Here is a 19,995-nt window from a genome sequence, read left to right on the forward strand (position 1 = left end):
AAGTAGGGCCACGTCTATCACTCCGTTCTCCCGCTCGCTGTCATGAGCAGGATTGTGGTCTAAACATGGGTCAATTTAGGATGCAAATTTCCAGGGAAACTGGGTCAGTTTTCAATGCAAATCAACAGCCAGACATCACAAGCGATTCAGTAATCGCAAATGCATTCGCGTTAGGCAACGAAAATACTGCTCCGCAATTGCAAATCGAGTCACGCGGTAATTGGTCTGCGAGCCGAAAATCTTCTGCATTGCGGAGAAATTTTCGCCGTAACCCACTGATTTTTATAGTTTTTCCCGCAGATTCATAATAAGTAGGTCGATAGATCGACTTCGTCCATCGGCACCAGCGCATAAAGGGTTCCAGGCATTCGCCCGGACCCTTTTTCTATTTGACTATGCAGGTATGAAAGGCCGCCCTCCGCCCTTAAATGCTAAGCCTTCGCAAGCGGCTTCATACAAAACCGGAAACTTGAAACCAATCCGGACGTTTTATAAATTCTTTCTTGAAGTCGGGTTGAGCGGGTTCAATGTCGAAATCCCGCTCCTTCCAAGACGGCTGGACGATGTCGTCTGTGACAACTTCCAAAAGAATTTTTCTTAAATGCATCTCCAATAGCTTTAGGTCTCTCTCCCAAATTGCCGAGTACTTGAAACCATGAGCGATCTCTTACAGCCAAATCAAAATCAGCGTCTCCTCGGCAGCCCCCCCCTATCCGGCAAGCGTGAACACCACACTACAACCAGCAGCGATCTACCGATCCCTGCCATCCGCTGGAATGCTCAGATCTGAGAAAGACCACCATCCACCGTCAGTTCAATCCCGGTAATGTAACGAGCATCAGGAGACGCAAGGAACAACCCGGCACTCGCAATCTCGGCCGGATCAGCCATGTAACCCAACGGGGTGATCTGGGAGACATACTCCTTCAGGCTATCGATCTGCGCGTGGTCGAGCTTGAGGCTGTTGTCCATCAACGGCGTGCGCGTAAATCCCGGACTCAGCGCATTGACGCGGATCTTGCGTGCCCGCAGATCGTTGGTCCAGGTGCGCGCGAAGGAGCGGACCGCCGCCTTGGAGGCGTTATAGACGCTCAGTTCAGCCATGCCGTTGCTCGAACAGATGGAGGATGTCAGCACCACGGAAGCGCCATCCGACAGCAGGGGGAGCAGTGTCTGCACGGTGTAGAACACGCCCTTGACGTTGATATCGAAGGTACGGTCGTAATCCGCCTCGGCGGTCGCCCCGAAGGGATGTTTCTCGCAGATGCCGGCGTTGGCGAAAATCGAATCGAGGCGGTCATCGCGCTTTTCGATTTCGGCTTTCAGATATTCCAGGTCGGCAAGCCTGGACACGTCGGACACCACCGCCACTGCTGAGTCCCCGAGAACACTAAGGGCCTCATCAAGACTCTTGCGTGAGCGACCTGTCACGTACACCCGTTTGGCGCCCTGCGCAAGCAGGCCTTGCGCGATCGCCAATCCAATTCCCGTGGAGCCGCCGGTGACAACAGAGACGTGATTCAAAAATTGAGAAGACATCGAGATTCCTATCGTGATCAAGTGGGACAGCATCTACATTGCATCGCTACAGAGATGCGCGGGACCGCGCTGCGGTCTGGCTCTGGCCTTCGTGCAGCGTGGTGAAAGATTTTTTCCGAGACCATCTACCGACGGTAACGCGATGCACGGGCAACCAACAGCGCCGCGATCGTCAGGCTGGCGGCGACACATACCATCGCCCAGCTGAAGGCATGCGCCAGGGACGATGGCGTATGGCGGGAACCCGCCAGACTGAAGAACACGCTGCCGATGACAGCCACGCCCAGGGCCGCACTGATTTGCAAAGCGGAATTCACGATCCCGGCCAACATGCCGGAACCACCGGCCGGCGCAAGATCGATGACCGATCGCACCAGCGTGGGCACGGCGATCCCCTGCCCGAATCCGATCAGCGAGAGCGCGATCACGACGCCTGCCAGTGCCGGTGCCCGCGCGGCGGGTGTGGAAGCCACCACTGCACTGAGAATCAGGCAGCCGACGACTTCCAGCGCCATCCCCAATACGGGGGTCCAGCGTCCTAACCGGCGCGCGGCGGCGGGTGTCGTCAAGGGCCCGATCAGGAAGCCCAGTCCGCACGGCACGAACATCAAGCCGGTCGCAAATGCGTTCATGCCAATCGCCTCCTGCAGATAGATCGAGAAGGTGAGAAAGAAGGCCGAGACCACATAGAAGAACAACACTCCGGTCATCCCCACCACCAGGCCAGGTGCATCGGCCAACTGAGGCGCGACCAACGGCGTTCCACCGCGCTCCGTGAGCCACCGCTCGTAGCGCCAGAACGCAGCGGCAAACCCCGGTGAGGCGAACAGCATGAGACAGGTCCACCACGGCCAGCCGGCCTCAGGCCCTTTCACCAGTGGTACCACCAGCAGGCCCAGCGAGAGTGCACAGAGCAGCATGCCCACCCGGTCCAGCCGTGCCGGATGTGAACTGCGCGTGTCCGGCAACAGGGGAATTCCGCCGAGGAACACGAGCGCCACGAGCGGCAGGTTGATCAGGAAGATGACCCGCCATTGCAGGTCGCCGACATTGGCCGCAATCAGCAGTCCACCGAGCGCCTGGGCGGCAATCGCTGCCAGTCCGATGGTCGCGCCGTACATGCTCAGCGCCCGCGCCCTCTCCCGCTCGGGAAACAGCGCCTGAATCGATGCCAGCCCCTGCGGCGCCATGATCGCCGCACTCAAGCCTTGCAGCAGCCGGCCGGCGATCAGCATGGCAGGCGTAGGCGCAACACCACAGAGCAGCGACGACAGGCCGAAGCCCGCCAGACCTGCGAGAAACACCCTCTTGCGCCCGTACAGGTCTCCCAGCCGTCCCCCGGTGATCAGGAACACCGCATACACGGCGGCGTAACCGGATATCACCAGTTGTATCTCGGCAGGATCGGCACCCAGGCCGGTACGGATGGACGGCAGTGCGACATTGACGATGAAGAAATCCAGCGGCGGCAGGAAGGCCCCCACCAGCAAGACGGCAAATGCCAGCCATCGACGCGGATGGGACACATGCTCTGCGTGCGAAGAGGTAGTGAGAGTATTCATTTAAATATGAACCGTTAGGTTCCAAATTGAGCAAAAAAAATTCAGTCGAGCAGCCGCATCGCCGTTTCGACGACAGCGGTCATTTGCTTGTCTACTGCGCCTACCTTTCCGAGCGTGCGCATGCCGTGAGTCAGGCTGACGATCACGGTTGCCAAGGTCTGTGGATCGTGGTGCGCGGGAATTTCCCCGCTGGCCTGCCCACGCGCAATGGCTTTGGCATACGCATGACGGATACGGTCGACCATGGCCTTGACGCGTTCAGCGACATCATCGTCATGTGACACCATTTCCATCGCCGTTGCGACCAGCATGCAGCCGCGACGCCCTTCTTTGCGGCAAGACATTTCCGCCAGGCGCATCAGGGTTTCCCGTATTGCGGCTTTGGCTGATCCTGGCTGCTCCAGCGTGCTGAGCAGACGGACCAGCGACTGGGAGATATAGCGGTCGAGTGCGGAAAGAAACAAGCCATGCTTATCGCCGAAAGCCTTGTACAGGCTGCCCCGTGACAGCCCGGTGCCATCGATCAGGTCGACCAGCGAGGTGCCGTTGTAACCACGCGTCCAGAAGACCTGCATCGCCGATTCGACGGCGGCATCGATCTCGAATTCGCGCGGACGTCCTGGTCCTGATGGGAGATGGGATAAGCTCATGGAATATTTGGAACCGAATGATTCCGAATAATACCGACTGCGATTTATTGATGCAAGTAGAAATTGTTGGCGGACGTTGCCAACAAAAAAGCGGCTCGCCAATGGCAGCCGCTTCCGGTCGATGGCCACATCATCGCAACGACCAATACGCTCAGCGCGCCAGCGCGTAGTTGATCGGCACCCAGCGATACCCGCTGCCATCCTTGACGATATGTCCAATGCCGGGGAAGGACAGGTGAGCGCCCGCGATCAGTTCCTGGGCATCTGCCACCGCATCGAAGGCCTTGCGGCGGTCACCCATGGCTTCATGTTCGTCGGTATCGAAACCGATGGTGACATCGGGCTGCGGGAACTGTACCGCCGCCACATGGATCATGTCGCCCACGATCAACAGGCGCTGGCCCTTGCTGCTGACCAGGTAGGCATTGTGGCCAGGGGTATGGCCGTAGTTGGCCACGCTGGACACACCCGGCTGCAGCTCGCCGTCACCGTCGAAGGGGCGGAACTTGCCGGCCGCGATATAGGGCTTGAGGGACTTCTCCGCGACCTCGAAGAATTCCTGGTTGATGGCGCTGGCCTTGGCCTTGTTGGCCGGGTTGAGCCAGTAGTCGGCATCCTTCTTGTCAGCCCGCACGGTGGCCTTGGGGAAGACGCGCTTGCCCTTGTGCATGAGACCGGCTTCGTGGTCGGGATGAAGGTGGGTCAGGTAGACCTCATCCACCTGGTCCGGGCGATACCCTGCCGCCTTCAGACTGGTGAGCAGGTGGCCACTGTCGGCATCGAGCACGCCACCGGCTCCGGTGTCGATCAGGATCAGTTTCTTGCCCGTGTTGACCAGGAAGGCATTGACCGAGGTCTCTACCGGATCAGTGACGAAAGCTGCCTGCAGGCGCTTGTCCAGATCTTCCTTGCTGATCCCCTTGAGCAGCTTGCCGGCTGGCAGATGGTTGGTGCCATCCGACAGTGCAGTGACTTCGATGTCACCGACCATGGTGCGATAGAAACCCGGCTGATTCTTCAGCATCGGCGCCTCGGCATGCGCTGCCTGGGCCATGGCGAATATCATGGCGGCAGCAGCGAGAGGACGCAGCAGTGGGGTGAGCGAGCATGCGCGGATCTGGCGAACGGAAGTGGACATTGTTGTTTTCCTCAAGGGGTCATTGAAGCCGACCGATTCCGGCACGCGGCAGGCATGCATGGATGGCCGTCCGGCTGATCGGGACGATGCCATTACCGGCCAGAAGGATCGATGGACGAAGCGGGGCTGCGAGGGCACAGGTCGCACTGTGCCGAACGACGGCGTGAGACCCCATTGCAGCTCTGCCACAGGGCGCAGTGTGGACAGTGCAGGAGGGAGTGTCTAGTTATACGAAAGGATAGGCGAAAGGTATTGCATCACGCATCACGCATCGCGGATGCAGACGTTCCAGTGACGACGGGTATACAGGACACAAGGCCGGATCGAGATGATACGTCCCGATCCGGCCTCGCTGGAGATATTGCGCTAGGCTGCTACGGGATCCTAGAAACCCATGCGGCGCAGATCGTCGGCCTCGAAGTTCTGGCCACTACGCTGCTTGACCGCCGGCAGCTCCGACACTTTTACGCGCCACTGGCGCAGCGCCGTCAGCTCTTCATCGATAGGGATACCGGCCGCATCAGCAAATGCGAGACCCGCAAACACGGTGATGTCGGCCATGGAGAAGTTTTCCCCGGCGATAAAGGGCTGGCTGCGCAGCACGTCGTCAAAATAGTGCATCCCGCGGATCGCCTTGTCACGTTCGCGCTCGCCCCACTCCTTGCGGTGCGCCCAACCCGGGCTCTTGAACTGCTGCAGGGCCTCGCCCAGGCCCGGTGTGGCGTGATGGAAGTAGATGCCGACGGCATCCAGCAATTCGCTCTCGGCGCGTCGCTGCATCATGTGAATGAGTCCCTTCTCCTTGGGCGTCTTGCCGGTCAGGATAGGGTTGCCATCGAGGTTGTCCAGGTACTCGGTGATGGCCGTACTTTCCGCGATCAGGGTGCCGTCGTCCAACTCCAGCAGCGGCAATACCCCGGATGGATTCTTGGCCAGGAAGGCCGCGCCCTTGTGTTCGGCACCGATCAGATCTACCGACTCGAATTGGACGGCGTGATCCAGTCCTTTAGCTGCCAGGACAATGCGGATGCGGGCGGGATTGGGGAAACCGGGACGGTCATATATTTTCAAGTTGAGCTCCTGTTGTCTATGAATTATCGATTCGCTGATTTATTGATTAACCAATCAATTAATCTATTTATCTATCTATCGATAGGTAGATGCTAGGGGAGTACAATTCCGCTGTCAACAACTATCTATCGATAGAGAGATTCAAATGAACGCAGCCGATACCAGGGAAATCATCATGGGCGTCGCCCGCAAGGCGGTCCAGGCCAGGGGCTACAACGCCTTGAGCTTCAGGGAGCTGGCAGCCGAAGTCGGGATAAAAAGTGCGAGCGTGCACTACCATTTCCCGACGAAGGGCGACCTGGCGGCTGCGCTGGCGCAGCGCTATACGGAGGATGGGCGGGAGTTTCTGGGAACGATCCGGGAAGGCAGCAAGAGTGTGAAGGCTGCAGTGCAGCAGTACACCGATATCTTCCGGGCCGCACTGGCGGACGATAACCGCATGTGTCTGTGCGGCATCATGTCAGCCGAGCATGACGATCTCCCTCCTGAAGTGCGCGCCGAACTTGACCGCTTCAATCAGATGAATGTCGACTGGCTCGCATCGCTGCTGGCGCAAGGCAGCCACGGCGCGAAAGAACTCAAGCAGGCCAGGACCCGGGCCCTGGCGATCTTTGCGGCAATCGAAGGCGCCCAGCTCATCGCGCGCGGGCAAGGGGACATCGCGGTCTATGACCAGATTATCGAGGGATATCGTCAGGCGGGACTGCTTCCCTGAATATCCGGGGAGCATTCCTTGCTCAGTCCGTGACATCCACAGGCCTGCCCGACCGGAGGAGTTTCAGGCCGCAGGCCGCTTGGCCAGCGCCAGGATGGCGCCGAACAGAATCATGGTGCCGCCGCTGATGCGGTTCATCCAGCGCAGGCCCCGGGCATTCTGGATCACGCCGGAAAGCCGGCTGCCCGCATAGGCGTAGGCCGCGATCGCGACCACTTCCAGGCTCAGGAAGATTGCACCGAGGATAAGAAAACTGACCCAGTAATTGCCGGGAACCACGAACTGCGGGAAAAAGGCGGTGAAGACCAGGATCGCCTTGGGGTTGCCGATGGCGACCAGGAATTCCCTGCGGATGAAGGTGCGAATATTGCCGCGCGCCTGCTCCCCCGCAAGACCGTCAACGGACAGCGTCGCCCTGGAAAAGAAGACCTTGAAACCCAGCCAGACCAGATAGGCGGCGCCCAGCAGCTTGCAGACCGTGAAGGCCAGTTGCGACGCCATGAGCAATGCTCCCATGCCCAGCGCGGCCACGGCGATCATGATCGCAAAGGCGACCAGGCGCCCGACGGAAGCCAGAATTGCCAGCCGCAAGCCGTAATGCGCGCCGATGGTGATGGACAGCAGATTGTTCGGCCCGAAAGCCATGTTCAATGCAAAGCAGGCGGGAACGAACAGCAGCAGGGTATCAAGAGGCATGATCTGACCAGATAGGGTTGGGCGACAGCTTCATTTGGAAAGGGACAGCCTGATGATACAGGCTATCGTTGGGTCAGTCCGGCGCACGATGCCCTGCCACTGCGGTGAAGATGCCCAGACCAAAGAAAACACCGGCGGTGAGGTAGCGCCCCCAGGCCATTGCGGTCGATAGGCGGCGCATGGCAGGCGCTACCCTGTCGGCGGCGAGCACGTAAGCAGTGTCGGTACATGCCGCAATCATCACGAAGATCGCCCCCAGACCAACGCTTTGCGGCATGCCTGGAGCCCGTGTGTCGAAGAACTGCGGCAGGAAGGCGGCGAAGAAGATCGCGGTCTTGGGATTAAGCAGTGCGACCCAGAAGCCATCGCGGAAGATGCGGGTCAACGACAGTCCATCTGCTGCCTGCAGATCCCGCCCGGCACCGCGCTCGCCTCGAACGCGCAAGGCACACCATCCAAGGTAGACCAGGTAACAGGCACCTAGCAGCTTGACGATGGAGAATGCCACTGCCGACAAGGCGAACAGCGCAGCCAGCCCAAGCGATGCGCCCACGGCATTGCCGAAATTGCCCAACGCCACCCCGGCGACCGAAACCAGTCCGGCTTTGCGGCCCTGGCTGAGCGTACGCGTCACGATGAACAACACGCCCGGCCCAGGCGTAGCGGCCAGCGCCAGGCTGGCACCAAGGAAAGCCAACAACATGGAATGCGGCAGGAACGTATGCATGAGATAGACACCAGGGAAAGGGTGGACCGGAAAGATCATATCCAAGCAGCGCTGCGATGCATAGCGGGAGAACCTGCCCGCCCCCCCCTGCAACCAGACTATGCCCAGCTTCAACCCAGGGCCTGTGCCACCTCTGCCACCAGCTTGCGCAACCAGATATGCGCCGGATCATCGCGATAACGCACGTGCCAGGCCATGTGCAACGGAAAACTGCCCAGATCGACCGGCGTCGGCAATACCTTCAATCGGGTATCGTGGACGAGCCGCTTGCAGATCAGCATCGGCAGGGTCGCACAGTAATCGGTCGCGGCCACGATCTCGGGGATGGAGGCAAAATGCGTGACCGAGACGGCCACCTCGCGTCGTAGGCCCCTGCGCTCCAGCGCCTGGAACAGGCCGGTGCGCAGACGGCCGGGCGGCAGCACATTGACGTGCTTCATGCGCTCATATTGTCTCTTGCCGATGCGCGTGCCGATGACCGGATGGTCGGCCCGTACGACGCAGGCCAGGCCATCCTCGCCGATGTGCTGCACCACCAGGTTATCCGGGGCGTCATTGATGCGTCCCAGCACCATGGCGGTATCGCCTGAACTCACGCCGGTCTCGGCCAGGTCGGTGCCGAAAGGCAAGGTGCGCAGGCGCACACCTGGCGCCACCACGCTCAGGCGGGCCACCAACTGCGGCACCAGCACGAACTCGACATAGCTGTTGGGCGCGATGGTGATCAGGTGATCGGCGCGCGCCGGTTCGAAGGCCTGCTGGCCCAATACCACCGCATCCATGGACGCCAGTGCCGCCACCAGCGCGGGGGCAAGCAATTCGGCCTTGGGCGTGGGGCGCATGCCGTAGCGCTCGCGGATGAACAGGGGATCCTGCAGGGTCAGGCGCAGCCGGGCCAGCGCATTGGACAAGGCTGCCTGCGTCATGCCCAGTCGCGAGGCGGCCCGGGTGACGCTGCGCTCCTCCATCAGGGCGACGAAGACCGGCAACAGGTTGAGGTCGTATTTCATATAGTTATATTGTCTACGATAAATCTGTTTTATCAATAATAAATTGGCCGAATTTCTTCCCATTGCCGATGATGACGACCATCACCACCTCACCAGAAGGAGTCAACATCATGTCGCACACCGGATCTGATCTGTTTTCCCCCACCCGCATCGGCGCCATCGACGTCGCCAACCGCATTGCCATGGCCCCGCTGACGCGCTCGCGCGCTGACATGCAGGGCGTGCACAGCGAACTGGCCATCGAATACTATCGCCAGCGCGCCTCGGCCGGTCTCATCATCAGCGAAGCCACCAATATTTCGCGCGAAGGCCGCGGCTATGCCTTCACCCCAGGTCTCTACACCGAGGAACACGTCGCGGCCTGGCGCAAGATTACCGATGCGGTCCACGCGGCAGGTGGCAAGATCGTCAACCAGCTTTGGCACGTAGGCCGGGTCTCGCATAGCTCATTGCAGGAAAACGGCGCGGCGCCGGTCGCCCCCTCGGCGATCCAGGCGGGCGAGCTGGTATTCCTGGAGTCGCAGACGCAGGCAAGGCCCTCCATGCCACGAGCCCTGGAGACCGCGGAAATCCCGCGCCTGCTGGAGGACTATCGCCACGCCGCGCGGCTGGCCAAGGAGGCCGGCTTCGATGGCGTGGAAGTGCACTCGGCCAATGGCTATCTGCTGGAGCAATTCGTGCGCGACAGCACCAATCACCGCACCGACCAGTACGGTGGCTCGCTGGAAAACCGCGTGCGTTTCCCGGTGGAAGTGGTCACCGCCGTCGCCGACATCTGGGGTGCCGATCGCGTGGGCGTGCGCCTGTCGCCGCTGACCCGCTCGGCCGGTGACATCCCGCTGGACAGCGACCCCGAGCGCACCTATCTGTACTACGCCGAGCAACTGGGCAAGCTGGGCCTGGCCTACCTGCACTGCGTCGAAGGCCAGACCCGGGGCAGCAACGCAGCATCGGAATTCGATTTCAAGAAGCTGCACGCCGCCTTCGGTGGCCTTTACATCGCCAACAACAGCTACCAGCGCCAGATGGCGATGGATGCGGTCGCCTCGGGGCATGCCGACATGGTGGCCTTCGGCCGCCCCTTCATCGCCAATCCCGACCTGGTGGAACGTCTGCGTCTGGACGCCCCCTGGGCGGAGGCCGACCGCAACACTTTCTACGGTGGCGGCGCCGAAGGCTATACCGACTATCCGACCTACCAGGCTGCCTGACTCGATGACCTGGCTGGCGCTGCCGTCGCCCGTGATGTTGACGGGGACGGCAGCACCGTCTCCTGAAGCCCGCTCCCTGCCCTGCCCAAGCCTGTTCCAGGGCTGCGTACGGCCACGCCACAATCCCGCCCGGTGAAATCGAAGTACCGGTCAGCGGGAACGATCACGCCTGCCCTGGGCGCAATATCACAAAAAATCATTGCAGCCCCCAAAAAATCGTTTTGATGCTTGTAAAATCCTTGCGGGTTTCCGTAAAGATCAATCAACAACAAGCATCGGCTGCCGCGCCAGCTCATCCGTGAAGAGATGACGGCAACAGGCAGCCTCTACCCAGGGGGGAATCATGCAATCGAAGCGTAGCTTCGCCCATGCAAGACCGTTGCCCGTCAGCGCACTGGCCACGCTGCTGCTGATCGGCAGCAGCGCGCACGCCCAGGTCGCATCGTGGACCGGCAACGTCAACAACAACTGGACCAACGACAGCAACTGGCAATGGACGGGGGCGGCACCCACGCCCACGGATGATGCGGTCATCAATGCCTATCCCGGTGTCGATCCGGTGCTTTCCAGCAACACCACCATCCGGGCACTGACCGTCGGCGGCAGTACGGTGGGCAATCTGCAGATCAACCAGGCGACGCTGAACACCTCGTCGGTCCTGATCGGCAACAGCAACGGTTCCAACGGCACCATCACCGTCACCGGCAGCGGCACCAATGGCAGCGCCAGGCTCAACAGCAGCGGCGATGCGACCGTCGGCCTCAATGGCGTCGGATCGTTGACGCTTGACGCCGGCGCGGTCGCCAACGTCAGCGGCACCACCTATGTGGGCGGTGCCAGCGGTGGCGTAGGCAACCTCACGATCAATACCGACAGCAGCCTGATCGGCGGCGGCCTGGTCATCGGCAACACCGGGGCGGTCGGCACGATGCTGGTCGATGGCGGCGTCGTCAACATGAGTGGCTCGGTGGTATTGGGTAGCGGCGGCGGCAGCAATGGCAGCGCCAGCCTGGTCAACGGCGCGCAATGGCTGATCGGCGACCGCCTCACCGTCGGCAGTGGCGGCAGCGCCCGCCTTTCCATCACCGGTGGTTCCACGGTGGATTCCGTCACCGGCGTGATCGGTACCGCCGGCAGCACACTGGCCACCGTCAATATCAGCGGCGTCGGCAGTCGCTGGACCAATAGCGGTTCGCTCTTCGTGGGCACGGTCAACAATGGCAATCTCACCATCAGCGCCGGTGCCAATGTCAGCAGCGCCAATACGGTGATCGGGCGCCAGGACACCTCCAACAGCAGCGTCAGTGTCAGCGGCGCCGGTTCTTCGCTGGCGGCGGGCAACCTCACCGTGGGCGGTGACGCCGGCTCCGGTTCCACTGGCGGCACCGGATGGCTCACCGTCAGCAGTGGCGCCAATGCCACCGCGGCGGTCGTGCATCTGGGTGACATCACTGGCGCGCGCGGCACGCTCACGGTCGACAATGCCAACTTCACCGCCAGCGATCGCCTGTCGATCGGCTACGGCGACGGCGCCAGCGGCAACCTCAGCATCAGCAATGGCGGCGTGGTCACCGATACCGGCGCCCTGGTCGGCCACCTGGCCGGCAGCAGCGGCAATGTCACCGTGTCCGGCAGCGGCAGCAAGTGGATCAACACCGGCGTGCTCTACGTGGGCAACGTCGGCAACGGCAACCTGACCATCTCGGGAGGAGGCAACGTCACCAGCACCGATGGCTATGTGGGCAGCGAAGCGGGGTCCAACAGCAGCGCCCTGGTCACTGGCAGCGGCTCGGTCTGGAACCACTCGGGAGACTTCTTTGTCGGCCACAACAATGGCGCCACGGGCAGCGTAGTCATCTCGGCCGGTGGCCGTATCAACGATGTGCAGGGCTTGCTGGGCGACCTCAATGGCGCCTCCGGCACCATGACGGTGACCGGGGCCGGCTCCACCTGGAGCAGCAGTGCGGACGTCAACGTCGGTCGTCTGGGCAACGGTACGCTGACCATCTCCGATGGCGGCCAGGTCACCGGCAACCGCAGCTATATCGCCAACAATGCCAACAGCAACGGCAGCGTGACGCTGACCGGTGCCAACTCGGCCTGGATCACCACCAATGCCTTGCATGTCGGGGCGGGTGGCAATGGCACCCTGACCATCAGCGACGGCGCGCGCGCTACCGCCTCGGTGATCCGCATCGCCACCAGCAGTGGTTCCACAGGTACCCTCAACGTCGGTGCCGCCCCTGGCAGCACGGCAGCCGCGCCCGGCCAGCTCGACACCACATCGCTGGCCTTCGGCGCCGGCAACGGTACGCTGAACCTGAACCACAATGCCAGCGGCAGCAGCAACTACACGCTGGCAGCGGCCATCTCGGGCAACGGCACGATCAACCAGCTGGCCGGCGAAACGGTCTTCAGCGGCAACTCGACCAGTTTTACCGGCAGCACCAATGTCAATGGCGGCAAGCTCAGCGTCAATGGCATGCTGGGCGGCACAGTGCGCGTCAACAGTGGCGGCACCCTCTCCGGCACCGGCACGGTCGGCAGCACCACGGTGGCCGCCGGTGGCACGCTGGCCACGGCCGGCACTTCCACGCTGACGGTCCAGGGCAATCTGAACCTGCAGGACGGCGCCACCACCCAGGTCAGCACCAGCGCCGACGGCAGCGGCGGCCTGATCCAGGTCAACGGCAATGCCGCCCTGGCCGGCAGCCTGTCCATCGCCGCCGGCAGCGGCGCCTATGCGCTGAGCACGCCCTATACCATCCTGTCGACCACCGGCACCGTGAGCGGCAGCTTCAATGGCGTGCGCAGCGACTTCGCCTTTGTCTCACCCACGGTCAGCTATACCGGCAATGCGGTGCAATTGACGATGGCGCGCAACGGCAACAGCTATGCCTCGGTCACCACCACCGGCAACCAGGCCAGCGTGGCCAATGCCCTGACCCAGGCCGGCCAGTTGGCAAGCCTGTCCAGCGCCATGCGTGCCAAGCTGGCGCTGATCGACGGCCTGTCGGCGGCGCAGGCGCGCAGTGCCTTCGAGAGCCTGGGAGGGCGCGCCTATCAGGGCCTGTCCACGCTGGGCCTGATGGGCCAATCGCTGCAGACCCTGGGCAACCGCAACATCGGCGGCGGGTCCGCCTTCTCCGGCGGCAGCGGTTTTGCGATGAGCCAGCTGCAACTGGCTTCGGCCGAGACCGATCGCTATGACTACCAGTACAGCGCCGCCACCATGACCGACAGCAGCAATGGCAGCAGCGGTCTGTGGCCCCTGCGTGTGCGCGAAGATGGCGGCGCCTGGGCGCAGGTCGCGGGCGGCCATGGCAATACCCGCTCCGACGGCAACGCCGCCGGCTACACCAGCAACAGCAATGGCCTGCTGATGGGGGTGGAACGGGTGCTGGATGATCGCTGGAGCGTCGGCCTGGCCTATCACTACGACAATACCCGCCTGGCCTACAACACCGCCGGCGACAGCGCCAAGGTGGAAGGCCATCAGGTCGCCGTGTACGCGCAGTACCAGAGCGGTGACTGGCGCTTCAAGGGCATCGTCGGTTATGGCCGCAACCAGTACGCTACCCAGCGCAGCATCGTGATCGGCAATGATGTCTCGCGCGCGGCCGGTGACTACAACGGCGATGAACTCGGCCTGCATGCGGAGGCCAGCTATCGCATCGATCGCGGCAGCTACGTGTTCGAGCCGCTGGTCTCGCTGCAAGGCACGCTGCTGCGCCAGGATGCCTTCTCCGAAACCGGTGCCGGTGCGCTCGGCCTCAATGCCAGTGCGCAGACTTCACGCTCGGCGGTGTCGATGGTGGGTGCCCGCTGGCACCTGCCCCTGCGCGAAGACGGCAAGCTGCAGAGCGAGCTGCGCGCATTCTGGAGCCATCAATGGCTGGATGCCGGCGGTAGCCTCAATGCCTCCTTCCAGGGCGCGCCGGGCGTCAACTTCCAGGTGGCCGGCCTGCAACAGAAGCGCGATGGCCTGGTGCTGGGAGCGGGGCTGTCCGGCAAGCTGGGCCAGGCGTCGAGCCTGTTCCTGGACTACAACCTGGGCCTGAACGACCTGCAGACCCAGCACGCCGTGGTGGCGGGCTGGCGTTATCGCTGGTAACTCCCTAGGCAGCAGTGCGGATCCCTCAGAACAGGAAGCCGCTCTGCTGCCCGCCGGCCTGCGCCTTGGGCGCGGGCCACGCCTTCATCTGCGTCGCCGGGTAGTTCAGCAGCATCGCCGCTGCGTGCTCGGGCGTGCCGGCATTGAGCCATTGCTGATAGTGCGCGCGCGGGATGATGACCAGGTTGCGCTTTTCCTCGCCGGGCTTGTGAAAACGACTCATCAACGGATGGGCATCGGCGTTGATGGTGATCTGGGTAAACGAAAACGCATATCCGCCTTCGGCCTCCTCCCACGCCCGCCACAGGCCGGCCACGCAGAACGGCTCATCGTCGGCCATGCCGATGGCCCAGCGCTGGGCGCGTCCGCTTTCGTAATTCGGTTCATAGAAATACTGCATCGGCAGCAGACAGGTGTGCGCGCGGCGCCAGGCACCGGCATAGCTGCGCTTCTCGCCGATGGTTTCGGCACGGGCATTCATGGTCGATATCTGCAAACCCGGCTGCAGCTTGCGCCGGGGCATCATGCCGTAGGTACCGACGATGAGTTCGGGCTCTCCCTCCAGGCCGGCACGCACCACCGGCGCGGCATAGTCCTGCCAGGTCTCGTCGGGCCAGTCCGGGGTGGCACTGGTATCGGCCCCGGTCAGGGCGGTGATCTCGGATTTGGGAGTGGGCTTGTAGTTGACGCACATCGGTGGCGGTTCCTCACGCTGAAGGCGGCTGATTGTGCCATAGCAGACCAGGTCCGGGGGCATGGACCGGCACGCGGCCGGCCATGGCGCCACCCATTGCATCAGCTGAAGAGCCGGCCGATCAGGCGTCCGCCGACGTGCAGGATCATGGGCAGCGGCGACTCGTAGTCCATGGCGCCGGTGAAGATGCTGTCGGCGCGGGCGGCGGTGGCAACCAAGGTCAGGATCAGGCCGGTGAAGAGGGTGCTGAAGATGCGCATGATGTTCTCCAATTCAATGTCAATGTGGTGACGGGTCGTCAATGTGGGGCTTTGCTGCCGATACGCATCCGGGCTTGCGTTTGCGTTTCGGCATGGGTGTATCTTGAGGCGACGCAGTTACACATCGATGTCAGGAGTTCACGCGATTGTTTCAATTGACATCAGGCGGAGGAGATCCGGCCAGGCAAGAAAAGACCGGCCTCTCGGGCCGGTCTTTGCGGGCGCATTGGAACGCTTACGCTGCCTTCTTGGCTTCCAGCGTGGCTTCTTCCAGGGCCATCAGCGCTTCAATGGCGGCAATGAGCATGCCAATGCGGTGGCGACGATAGACCAGGCGTTTTCTGGAACGGATGTTCATGATTTCTCCTACGACCGGCGCGGGGCCGATCCAATGACAGATGTGGGGTAGGCCGCGACTTGCGGCGCGGCGATCAGGCATGGCCCGCTGTGGCCATTGCCGCGCGGGAACGCGGGCAACACTGACTCGAGCGGATCAAGGCCGGCAATTATAGCCGAGCCGGGGCGATGCCCGTCCGTTTCCTTGACGAGGAAACTCCCGCCCAATGGGAATTGCGCCTGCCATCCAGGCTTTCCTGCCACACCGTCATGCCACACATGCTGTCCGGTAGAGGGCGCTGAAGCGCCGCGTCGCTTCCAGGCCCGGCACGAAGTGATGGCGGCCAGGCGACATCTGCTCCACCAGCGCATCAATCTGCCGGGTTGAGCCAATGACGGCACGTGGCCCGCCCTGCGGCGCCATCGGCTCCACCTGGCGCCCGCGTGCCAGCGCGCGATAACTGGGCTGGCGCTTGGCGTCACTCCAGCCTGTTTCTATCCATTCACGGATGGTTTGCTTTTCGTAATCGTCGAAGACACCGAACATCTGCCCACCCGGCGCATCGATGAGTCGCCAGAAGCGGCTTTCCTCTGCCGGCGCCGCCCGCACTATCCAGCTGGCCTTGGTCAATTCTTCCAGGAAACGCGCCATCCCGTCCGGCTGTTCCAGCCATTGGTTGACGGTCTTGCCACCGATGCGGCAGTAGTCGGAATGCATCATCCGGCCGAACTGCGCCTTTTCCTGCATCACGCTCACCACCTCCTGCTCAAGGTCGAAGGAATTGATCACATCCATCGTGCTCAGGCCCAGGTCGTTGAGCAGGTAGCCCCGCCGCACGCCCTGCATGAACTGTTGCGGATCGGCTGCCTGTGCTGCGGCATGGGCCACCGCATCCGCGGCCTTGCGTGCGTGTCCGCTGGCAGCGTTGTCGATGGTGACGTGCAGGGTGAAATAGTAGGGATCGATCCCCAGTTCGTTGAGCTCATAGGCGGTAATGAGCAGGTGCAGGGGCAACTGTTCATAGCCCAGGTTGAAGCCGAACATCTCCGCTTCATATTGCCCGCCGTGGTAGGCCAGCGCCAGCTGGAGCGCGCCCTGCACGTAATGAGGTTCGGACAGGGGCAGCGCCGGTTCTCCGCCATGGGCGACCAGCAGGCTGCGGTACAGGCTGACATGGTTCATGGCAGGGTCGCCATCACCCAGCTCTTCGAGATAGGTCAGGATCAGTGGACGGAACAGCGGATCGCGCCAGCGTTCCAGGGCGCTGTAGAGCCAGGCGCCATCGACCAGCTTGGTCGGGGCCACGCGGCGCAGAAAATTGAGTGCATGCGCCTTGCCGCTGAAAAAGCGACGCGGCGCCCCGGCTTGACGCTGCTGGAGATAGGCGGCATAAGCCTGACCGACATCGGCCGCGCGCCGCTCCATCCACCCGGCCAGCGCGTAGGCATCTTCCGGGAGATCACAAGGCAGCGCTTCGGCGGCCCGCAATTGCTGCTCCAGATATTGACGGGCCGACGCCAGCGCGTCTGCATCGGGAGCGGGCGCCAGCAGCTTGCCATGCAGCAGACTGGGCACAAGCTCATCGGCCTGTGGACGGTAGGCCCGGGCGGCCCATTCGGCGGCCTGCATTTCCTCGACGGTAGATCGCATACATCCTCGCGCAAGATCAGAGGTCTCAAGGATGCGATGCCAGGGGCGGCCACGCTATCGGCGAGCGGCCAGCCTTGCTGTCGGAAAACGCCCTGCGGAGAGTAGGACGACGTCACGCCTGCGTAGCGAGCTCCGTCAGTGGGGAGGAAAACCTGGGACTGGAAGGTGCAAGAACAAGGCTTGGCACGACGGCAATACAGGCCTGCTTGCGGATATGAAATAATTGTCTTGCCCGTTTTTATATCCGATAATCGCGCCCATGAACGATACCGCACAACGCCCCGCCCTCCCCGACCGCCTCAGCGTCGATCCCCGCAGCCCGCATTACGATGCCGCCATCTTCGAGCATGACATCGGCATCAAGCTCAACGACAAGGAATTGAACAACGTCAGCGAATATTGCATCAGCGAAGGCTGGGTCAAGATTCCCGCCGGCCGCGCACTGGATCGCAAGGGCAATCCGATGATGTCCAAGCTCAAGGGGCGGGTCGAACCCTTCTATCGTTGATATCGCCAATATTGCCGATCACAGCCATTCCAGCTCAACAACACAAAGGCCCGCAACACAACTGCGGGCCTTTTTGCTTGCTAGGCGAACCGCAAGATTAATCTCTGCTGCAGATCAATCAATGCCCGCGCATCGATTCCGTCGATTTGTCAATCTGTCGATCCGGGAAACAGGCGACGTCATGTCACCGAACGCTGGCGCCACTCCTGCACCGTCGTTCCCGTGATGCGCTTGAACTGGCGCAGGAAATGGCTCTGGTCATGAAAACCCACGGCGATGGCCACATCCACCACCGTGCGACCCGGCTCCGCCAGCAACACCTGCGCGCGCTGCAATCGCTGGCGCATCATCCACTGGCAAAGTGTGTAGCCGGTGCTGGCCTTGAAGACCCGGCTGAAGCAACTGGATGAAAGATGGCACATCGCCGCCAGGGTGGAGACGGTGATATTGCGCTGCAGGTTGGCATCGATATAGTCCAGCACCTGCTGCACCTGCTCGGGTGAAAGCTGGCGATAGGCCGGTGCGCCGGAGCTGCCAGCGGCGAGAGGACGGGAACCCATCGACTCAACCCGGCAGACGGAACACCGTCACCAGTTGCGCCAGCTGGGCCGCCTGGTCCTGCATGGAGGCCGCCGCTGCTGCGGCCTCCTCCACCAGCGCGGCATTCTGTTGGGTCACCTGGTCCATCTGCGTGATGGCGCGGTTGACTTCCTCGATGCCGGCACTCTGCTCGCGGCTGGCGGCACTGATCTCGGCCACCACGTCGGCCACATGGCGCACGCTGGTGACGATTTCCTGCATGGTGCGGCCGGCCTGTTCGACCAGATGCGAACCGTTGTCCACCTTGCCGACCGAATCCTCGATCAGGCCCTTGATTTCCTTGGCGGCCTGGGCGCTGCGCTGGGCCAGGTTGCGCACTTCCGATGCCACCACCGCAAACCCGCGCCCCTGCTCGCCGGCCCGTGCCGCTTCCACCGCTGCGTTCAGGGCCAGGATGTTGGTCTGGAAGGCAATGCCGTCGATCACGCCGATGATGTCGGCAATCTTGGTGGAGGCGCTGTTGATGTCGGCCATGGTGCCGACCACCTGCTCGATCACCTTGCCGCCATCGGCCGCCACACCGGAGGCGGTGATGGCCAGCTGGTTGGCCTGGCTGGCATTGTCGGCATTCTGGCGCACGATGGAGGTGAGTTCTTCCATCGATGAGGCGGTCTCCTCCAGCGCGCTGGCTTGCTGCTCGGTGCGCGACGACAGGTCCAGATTGCCGGCGGCGATTTCACCGGAAGCGGTGGTGATGGTATCTGTCCCCTGGCGCACGCCCTGGACGATACCCGAGAGGCTGCGCCGCATGGTTTCGATGGAATGCAGCAGGCTGTGCCGGTCGTTGGCCTTCAGCGCCACGGCGGTGGATAGGTCCCCTTGCGCGATCTGCTCCACGATCTCCACCGCCCGAGCCGGCTCGCCGCCCAGTTGGCGCAGGATGGAACGCAGGATGAAGGCGGCCATGGTGGCAATGGCCCCCATCAGTACCGCCCCCAGCAACAGCAGGACCAGGGCATTGCGATAGAAGGCCTGGTTGATATCATCGATGTAGGCGCCGAAACCGATGGTCCAGTCCCACGGCGCGAAGCGGGTCACCGCATACAGCTTCTGCACCTTCTCGGTGGTATTGGGACGCGTGCCTTCGGCGATGAGCAGGCCGATTTCCTTGCCTTGCAGGGCGGCGCGATAGCGATCACCATCTTCCTTGGCGGTCTTGTCCTGGATGCCCACGCGCTTGGGATTGGGGTGCACGTAGTTGAAGTCGTCGCTGTAGCCACGTACGAAGTAGTAGTTCTGCTCCTTGGCAAAACTGCCGATGACCAGCTTGGCCTGCGCCTGGGCCTGCTCGCGGGTCAGCTTGCCGGCCTGTTCCTGGGCCTGCGCCTTTTCGGCCGCAGCTTTGGCCAGGGTCACCAGCAAGGACAGCTGCGCCTCGCGTTCTTCCATCATGGTGCGCCTGAGCGTGGTCAGCGAGACCGCGGCGATCACCAGGATGCCGATCAGGGTGGTGGCACACAGCCAGATGATTTTGGTACGCAGCTTCAAGGGGCCTCTCCGTCTCTTGGATTCT

Annotated in this window: 18 protein-coding genes; 4 read left to right on the forward strand and 14 right to left on the reverse strand. The window is 62.3% G+C overall.

What is annotated here, in order from left to right:
• Positions 1 to 780: 780 nt before the first annotated feature.
• The 5 genes from HBH1_RS23885 to HBH1_RS23905 form a co-directional block, all read right to left on the reverse strand.
• Positions 781 to 1,539: an SDR family oxidoreductase gene (locus tag HBH1_RS23885; protein ID WP_166758253.1), complete on the reverse strand. Its 759-nt coding sequence runs from the start codon at positions 1,537 to 1,539 to the stop codon at positions 781 to 783.
• A 125-nt stretch (positions 1,540 to 1,664) separates the two neighbouring features.
• Positions 1,665 to 3,101 (reverse strand): MFS transporter, encoded by a 1,437-nt coding sequence (locus tag HBH1_RS23890; protein WP_146012895.1) that lies wholly within the window; start codon positions 3,099 to 3,101, stop codon positions 1,665 to 1,667.
• Positions 3,102 to 3,142: 41 nt separating this feature from the next.
• Positions 3,143 to 3,751, reverse strand: coding sequence for a TetR/AcrR family transcriptional regulator (locus HBH1_RS23895; protein WP_166758254.1), 609 nt, complete (start codon positions 3,749 to 3,751; stop codon positions 3,143 to 3,145).
• Positions 3,752 to 3,902: 151 nt separating this feature from the next.
• Complete coding sequence (locus HBH1_RS23900) at positions 3,903 to 4,889, reverse strand: MBL fold metallo-hydrolase (protein ID WP_102664639.1); 987 nt, start codon at positions 4,887 to 4,889, stop codon at positions 3,903 to 3,905.
• Positions 4,890 to 5,273: 384 nt separating this feature from the next.
• Positions 5,274 to 5,960, reverse strand: a complete 687-nt coding sequence (locus tag HBH1_RS23905; RefSeq protein WP_102664640.1) for a glutathione S-transferase — start codon at positions 5,958 to 5,960, stop codon at positions 5,274 to 5,276.
• 145 nt (positions 5,961 to 6,105) lie between these two features.
• Between HBH1_RS23905 and HBH1_RS23910 the strand changes: the two genes are divergently transcribed.
• On the forward strand, positions 6,106 to 6,675 hold the full coding sequence (locus HBH1_RS23910) for a TetR/AcrR family transcriptional regulator (RefSeq protein ID WP_102664641.1): 570 nt from the start codon (positions 6,106 to 6,108) through the stop codon (positions 6,673 to 6,675).
• A 63-nt stretch (positions 6,676 to 6,738) separates the two neighbouring features.
• Here HBH1_RS23910 and HBH1_RS23915 read toward each other — a convergent pair whose 3' ends face one another.
• The 3 genes from HBH1_RS23915 to HBH1_RS23925 all read right to left on the reverse strand — a co-directional run bounded on the left by HBH1_RS23915 (position 6,739) and on the right by HBH1_RS23925 (position 9,108).
• The gene (locus HBH1_RS23915; RefSeq protein WP_102664642.1) at positions 6,739 to 7,371 is read right to left on the reverse strand and encodes a LysE family translocator; all 633 of its coding nucleotides are present in this window, start codon (positions 7,369 to 7,371) and stop codon (positions 6,739 to 6,741) included.
• 73 nt (positions 7,372 to 7,444) lie between these two features.
• The gene (locus HBH1_RS23920; RefSeq protein ID WP_102664660.1) at positions 7,445 to 8,098 is read right to left on the reverse strand and encodes a LysE family translocator; all 654 of its coding nucleotides are present in this window, start codon (positions 8,096 to 8,098) and stop codon (positions 7,445 to 7,447) included.
• A gap of 110 nt (positions 8,099 to 8,208) precedes the next feature.
• Entirely contained in the window at positions 8,209 to 9,108 is a 900-nt protein-coding gene (locus HBH1_RS23925) for a LysR family transcriptional regulator (RefSeq protein ID WP_102664643.1), read from the reverse strand.
• Between the two features lie 110 nt (positions 9,109 to 9,218).
• Between HBH1_RS23925 and HBH1_RS23930 the strand changes: the two genes are divergently transcribed.
• Both HBH1_RS23930 and HBH1_RS23935 read left to right on the forward strand, forming a co-directional pair.
• On the forward strand, positions 9,219 to 10,319 hold the full coding sequence (locus HBH1_RS23930; RefSeq protein ID WP_006464694.1) for an alkene reductase: 1,101 nt from the start codon (positions 9,219 to 9,221) through the stop codon (positions 10,317 to 10,319).
• 343 nt (positions 10,320 to 10,662) lie between these two features.
• Complete coding sequence (locus HBH1_RS23935; protein ID WP_102664644.1) at positions 10,663 to 14,433, forward strand: autotransporter domain-containing protein; 3,771 nt, start codon at positions 10,663 to 10,665, stop codon at positions 14,431 to 14,433.
• 25 nt (positions 14,434 to 14,458) lie between these two features.
• On the opposite strand, the gene HBH1_RS23940 is transcribed toward HBH1_RS23935, so the two are convergent.
• The 4 genes from HBH1_RS23940 to HBH1_RS23945 form a co-directional block, all read right to left on the reverse strand.
• Positions 14,459 to 15,127 carry an SOS response-associated peptidase gene (locus tag HBH1_RS23940; RefSeq protein ID WP_102664645.1) on the reverse strand — a complete coding sequence of 223 codons (669 nt, stop codon included), beginning with the start codon at positions 15,125 to 15,127 and terminating at the stop codon, positions 14,459 to 14,461.
• A 101-nt stretch (positions 15,128 to 15,228) separates the two neighbouring features.
• Positions 15,229 to 15,387, reverse strand: a complete 159-nt coding sequence (locus HBH1_RS25290; protein WP_166758255.1) for a hypothetical protein — start codon at positions 15,385 to 15,387, stop codon at positions 15,229 to 15,231.
• Between the two features lie 235 nt (positions 15,388 to 15,622).
• Positions 15,623 to 15,745: a hypothetical protein gene (locus tag HBH1_RS25585; protein ID WP_255411918.1), complete on the reverse strand. Its 123-nt coding sequence runs from the start codon at positions 15,743 to 15,745 to the stop codon at positions 15,623 to 15,625.
• A gap of 246 nt (positions 15,746 to 15,991) precedes the next feature.
• Entirely contained in the window at positions 15,992 to 17,374 is a 1,383-nt protein-coding gene (locus HBH1_RS23945) for an iron-containing redox enzyme family protein (RefSeq protein WP_233207695.1), read from the reverse strand.
• A gap of 259 nt (positions 17,375 to 17,633) precedes the next feature.
• Between HBH1_RS23945 and HBH1_RS23950 the strand changes: the two genes are divergently transcribed.
• Complete coding sequence (locus tag HBH1_RS23950; protein WP_006464690.1) at positions 17,634 to 17,882, forward strand: DUF3297 family protein; 249 nt, start codon at positions 17,634 to 17,636, stop codon at positions 17,880 to 17,882.
• 179 nt (positions 17,883 to 18,061) lie between these two features.
• Here HBH1_RS23950 and HBH1_RS23955 read toward each other — a convergent pair whose 3' ends face one another.
• Positions 18,062 to 18,442 (reverse strand): helix-turn-helix domain-containing protein, encoded by a 381-nt coding sequence (locus HBH1_RS23955; RefSeq protein ID WP_102664647.1) that lies wholly within the window; start codon positions 18,440 to 18,442, stop codon positions 18,062 to 18,064.
• A 4-nt stretch (positions 18,443 to 18,446) separates the two neighbouring features.
• Positions 18,447 to 19,970, reverse strand: coding sequence for a methyl-accepting chemotaxis protein (locus tag HBH1_RS23960; protein ID WP_102664648.1), 1,524 nt, complete (start codon positions 19,968 to 19,970; stop codon positions 18,447 to 18,449).
• Between the last annotated feature and the right edge of the window lie 25 nt (positions 19,971 to 19,995).

It is taken from the genome of Herbaspirillum sp. BH-1, from assembly GCF_002870055.1.
In the GTDB taxonomy this organism is placed as follows: domain Bacteria; phylum Pseudomonadota; class Gammaproteobacteria; order Burkholderiales; family Burkholderiaceae_D; genus Herbaspirillum; species Herbaspirillum frisingense.

What these genes read in the sequence shown, in the direction of transcription:
- HBH1_RS23885 (WP_166758253.1), bottom strand. Translation starts at nt 1,539, where the DNA reads ATGTCTTCTCAATTTTTGAATCACGTCTCTGTTGTCACCGGCGGCTCC.
- HBH1_RS23890 (WP_146012895.1), bottom strand. Translation starts at nt 3,101, where the DNA reads ATGAATACTCTCACTACCTCTTCGCACGCAGAGCATGTGTCCCATCCG.
- HBH1_RS23895 (WP_166758254.1), bottom strand. Translation starts at nt 3,751, where the DNA reads ATGAGCTTATCCCATCTCCCATCAGGACCAGGACGTCCGCGCGAATTC.
- HBH1_RS23900 (WP_102664639.1), bottom strand. Translation starts at nt 4,889, where the DNA reads ATGTCCACTTCCGTTCGCCAGATCCGCGCATGCTCGCTCACCCCACTG.
- HBH1_RS23910 (WP_102664641.1), top strand. Translation starts at nt 6,106, where the DNA reads ATGAACGCAGCCGATACCAGGGAAATCATCATGGGCGTCGCCCGCAAG.
- HBH1_RS23915 (WP_102664642.1), bottom strand. Translation starts at nt 7,371, where the DNA reads ATGCCTCTTGATACCCTGCTGCTGTTCGTTCCCGCCTGCTTTGCATTG.
- HBH1_RS23920 (WP_102664660.1), bottom strand. Translation starts at nt 8,098, where the DNA reads ATGCATACGTTCCTGCCGCATTCCATGTTGTTGGCTTTCCTTGGTGCC.
- HBH1_RS23925 (WP_102664643.1), bottom strand. Translation starts at nt 9,108, where the DNA reads ATGAAATACGACCTCAACCTGTTGCCGGTCTTCGTCGCCCTGATGGAG.
- HBH1_RS23930 (WP_006464694.1), top strand. Translation starts at nt 9,219, where the DNA reads ATGTCGCACACCGGATCTGATCTGTTTTCCCCCACCCGCATCGGCGCC.
- HBH1_RS23935 (WP_102664644.1), top strand. Translation starts at nt 10,663, where the DNA reads ATGCAATCGAAGCGTAGCTTCGCCCATGCAAGACCGTTGCCCGTCAGC.
- HBH1_RS23940 (WP_102664645.1), bottom strand. Translation starts at nt 15,127, where the DNA reads ATGTGCGTCAACTACAAGCCCACTCCCAAATCCGAGATCACCGCCCTG.
- HBH1_RS25290 (WP_166758255.1), bottom strand. Translation starts at nt 15,387, where the DNA reads ATGCGCATCTTCAGCACCCTCTTCACCGGCCTGATCCTGACCTTGGTT.
- HBH1_RS25585 (WP_255411918.1), bottom strand. Translation starts at nt 15,745, where the DNA reads ATGAACATCCGTTCCAGAAAACGCCTGGTCTATCGTCGCCACCGCATT.
- HBH1_RS23945 (WP_233207695.1), bottom strand. Translation starts at nt 17,374, where the DNA reads ATGCGATCTACCGTCGAGGAAATGCAGGCCGCCGAATGGGCCGCCCGG.
- HBH1_RS23950 (WP_006464690.1), top strand. Translation starts at nt 17,634, where the DNA reads ATGAACGATACCGCACAACGCCCCGCCCTCCCCGACCGCCTCAGCGTC.
- HBH1_RS23955 (WP_102664647.1), bottom strand. Translation starts at nt 18,442, where the DNA reads ATGGGTTCCCGTCCTCTCGCCGCTGGCAGCTCCGGCGCACCGGCCTAT.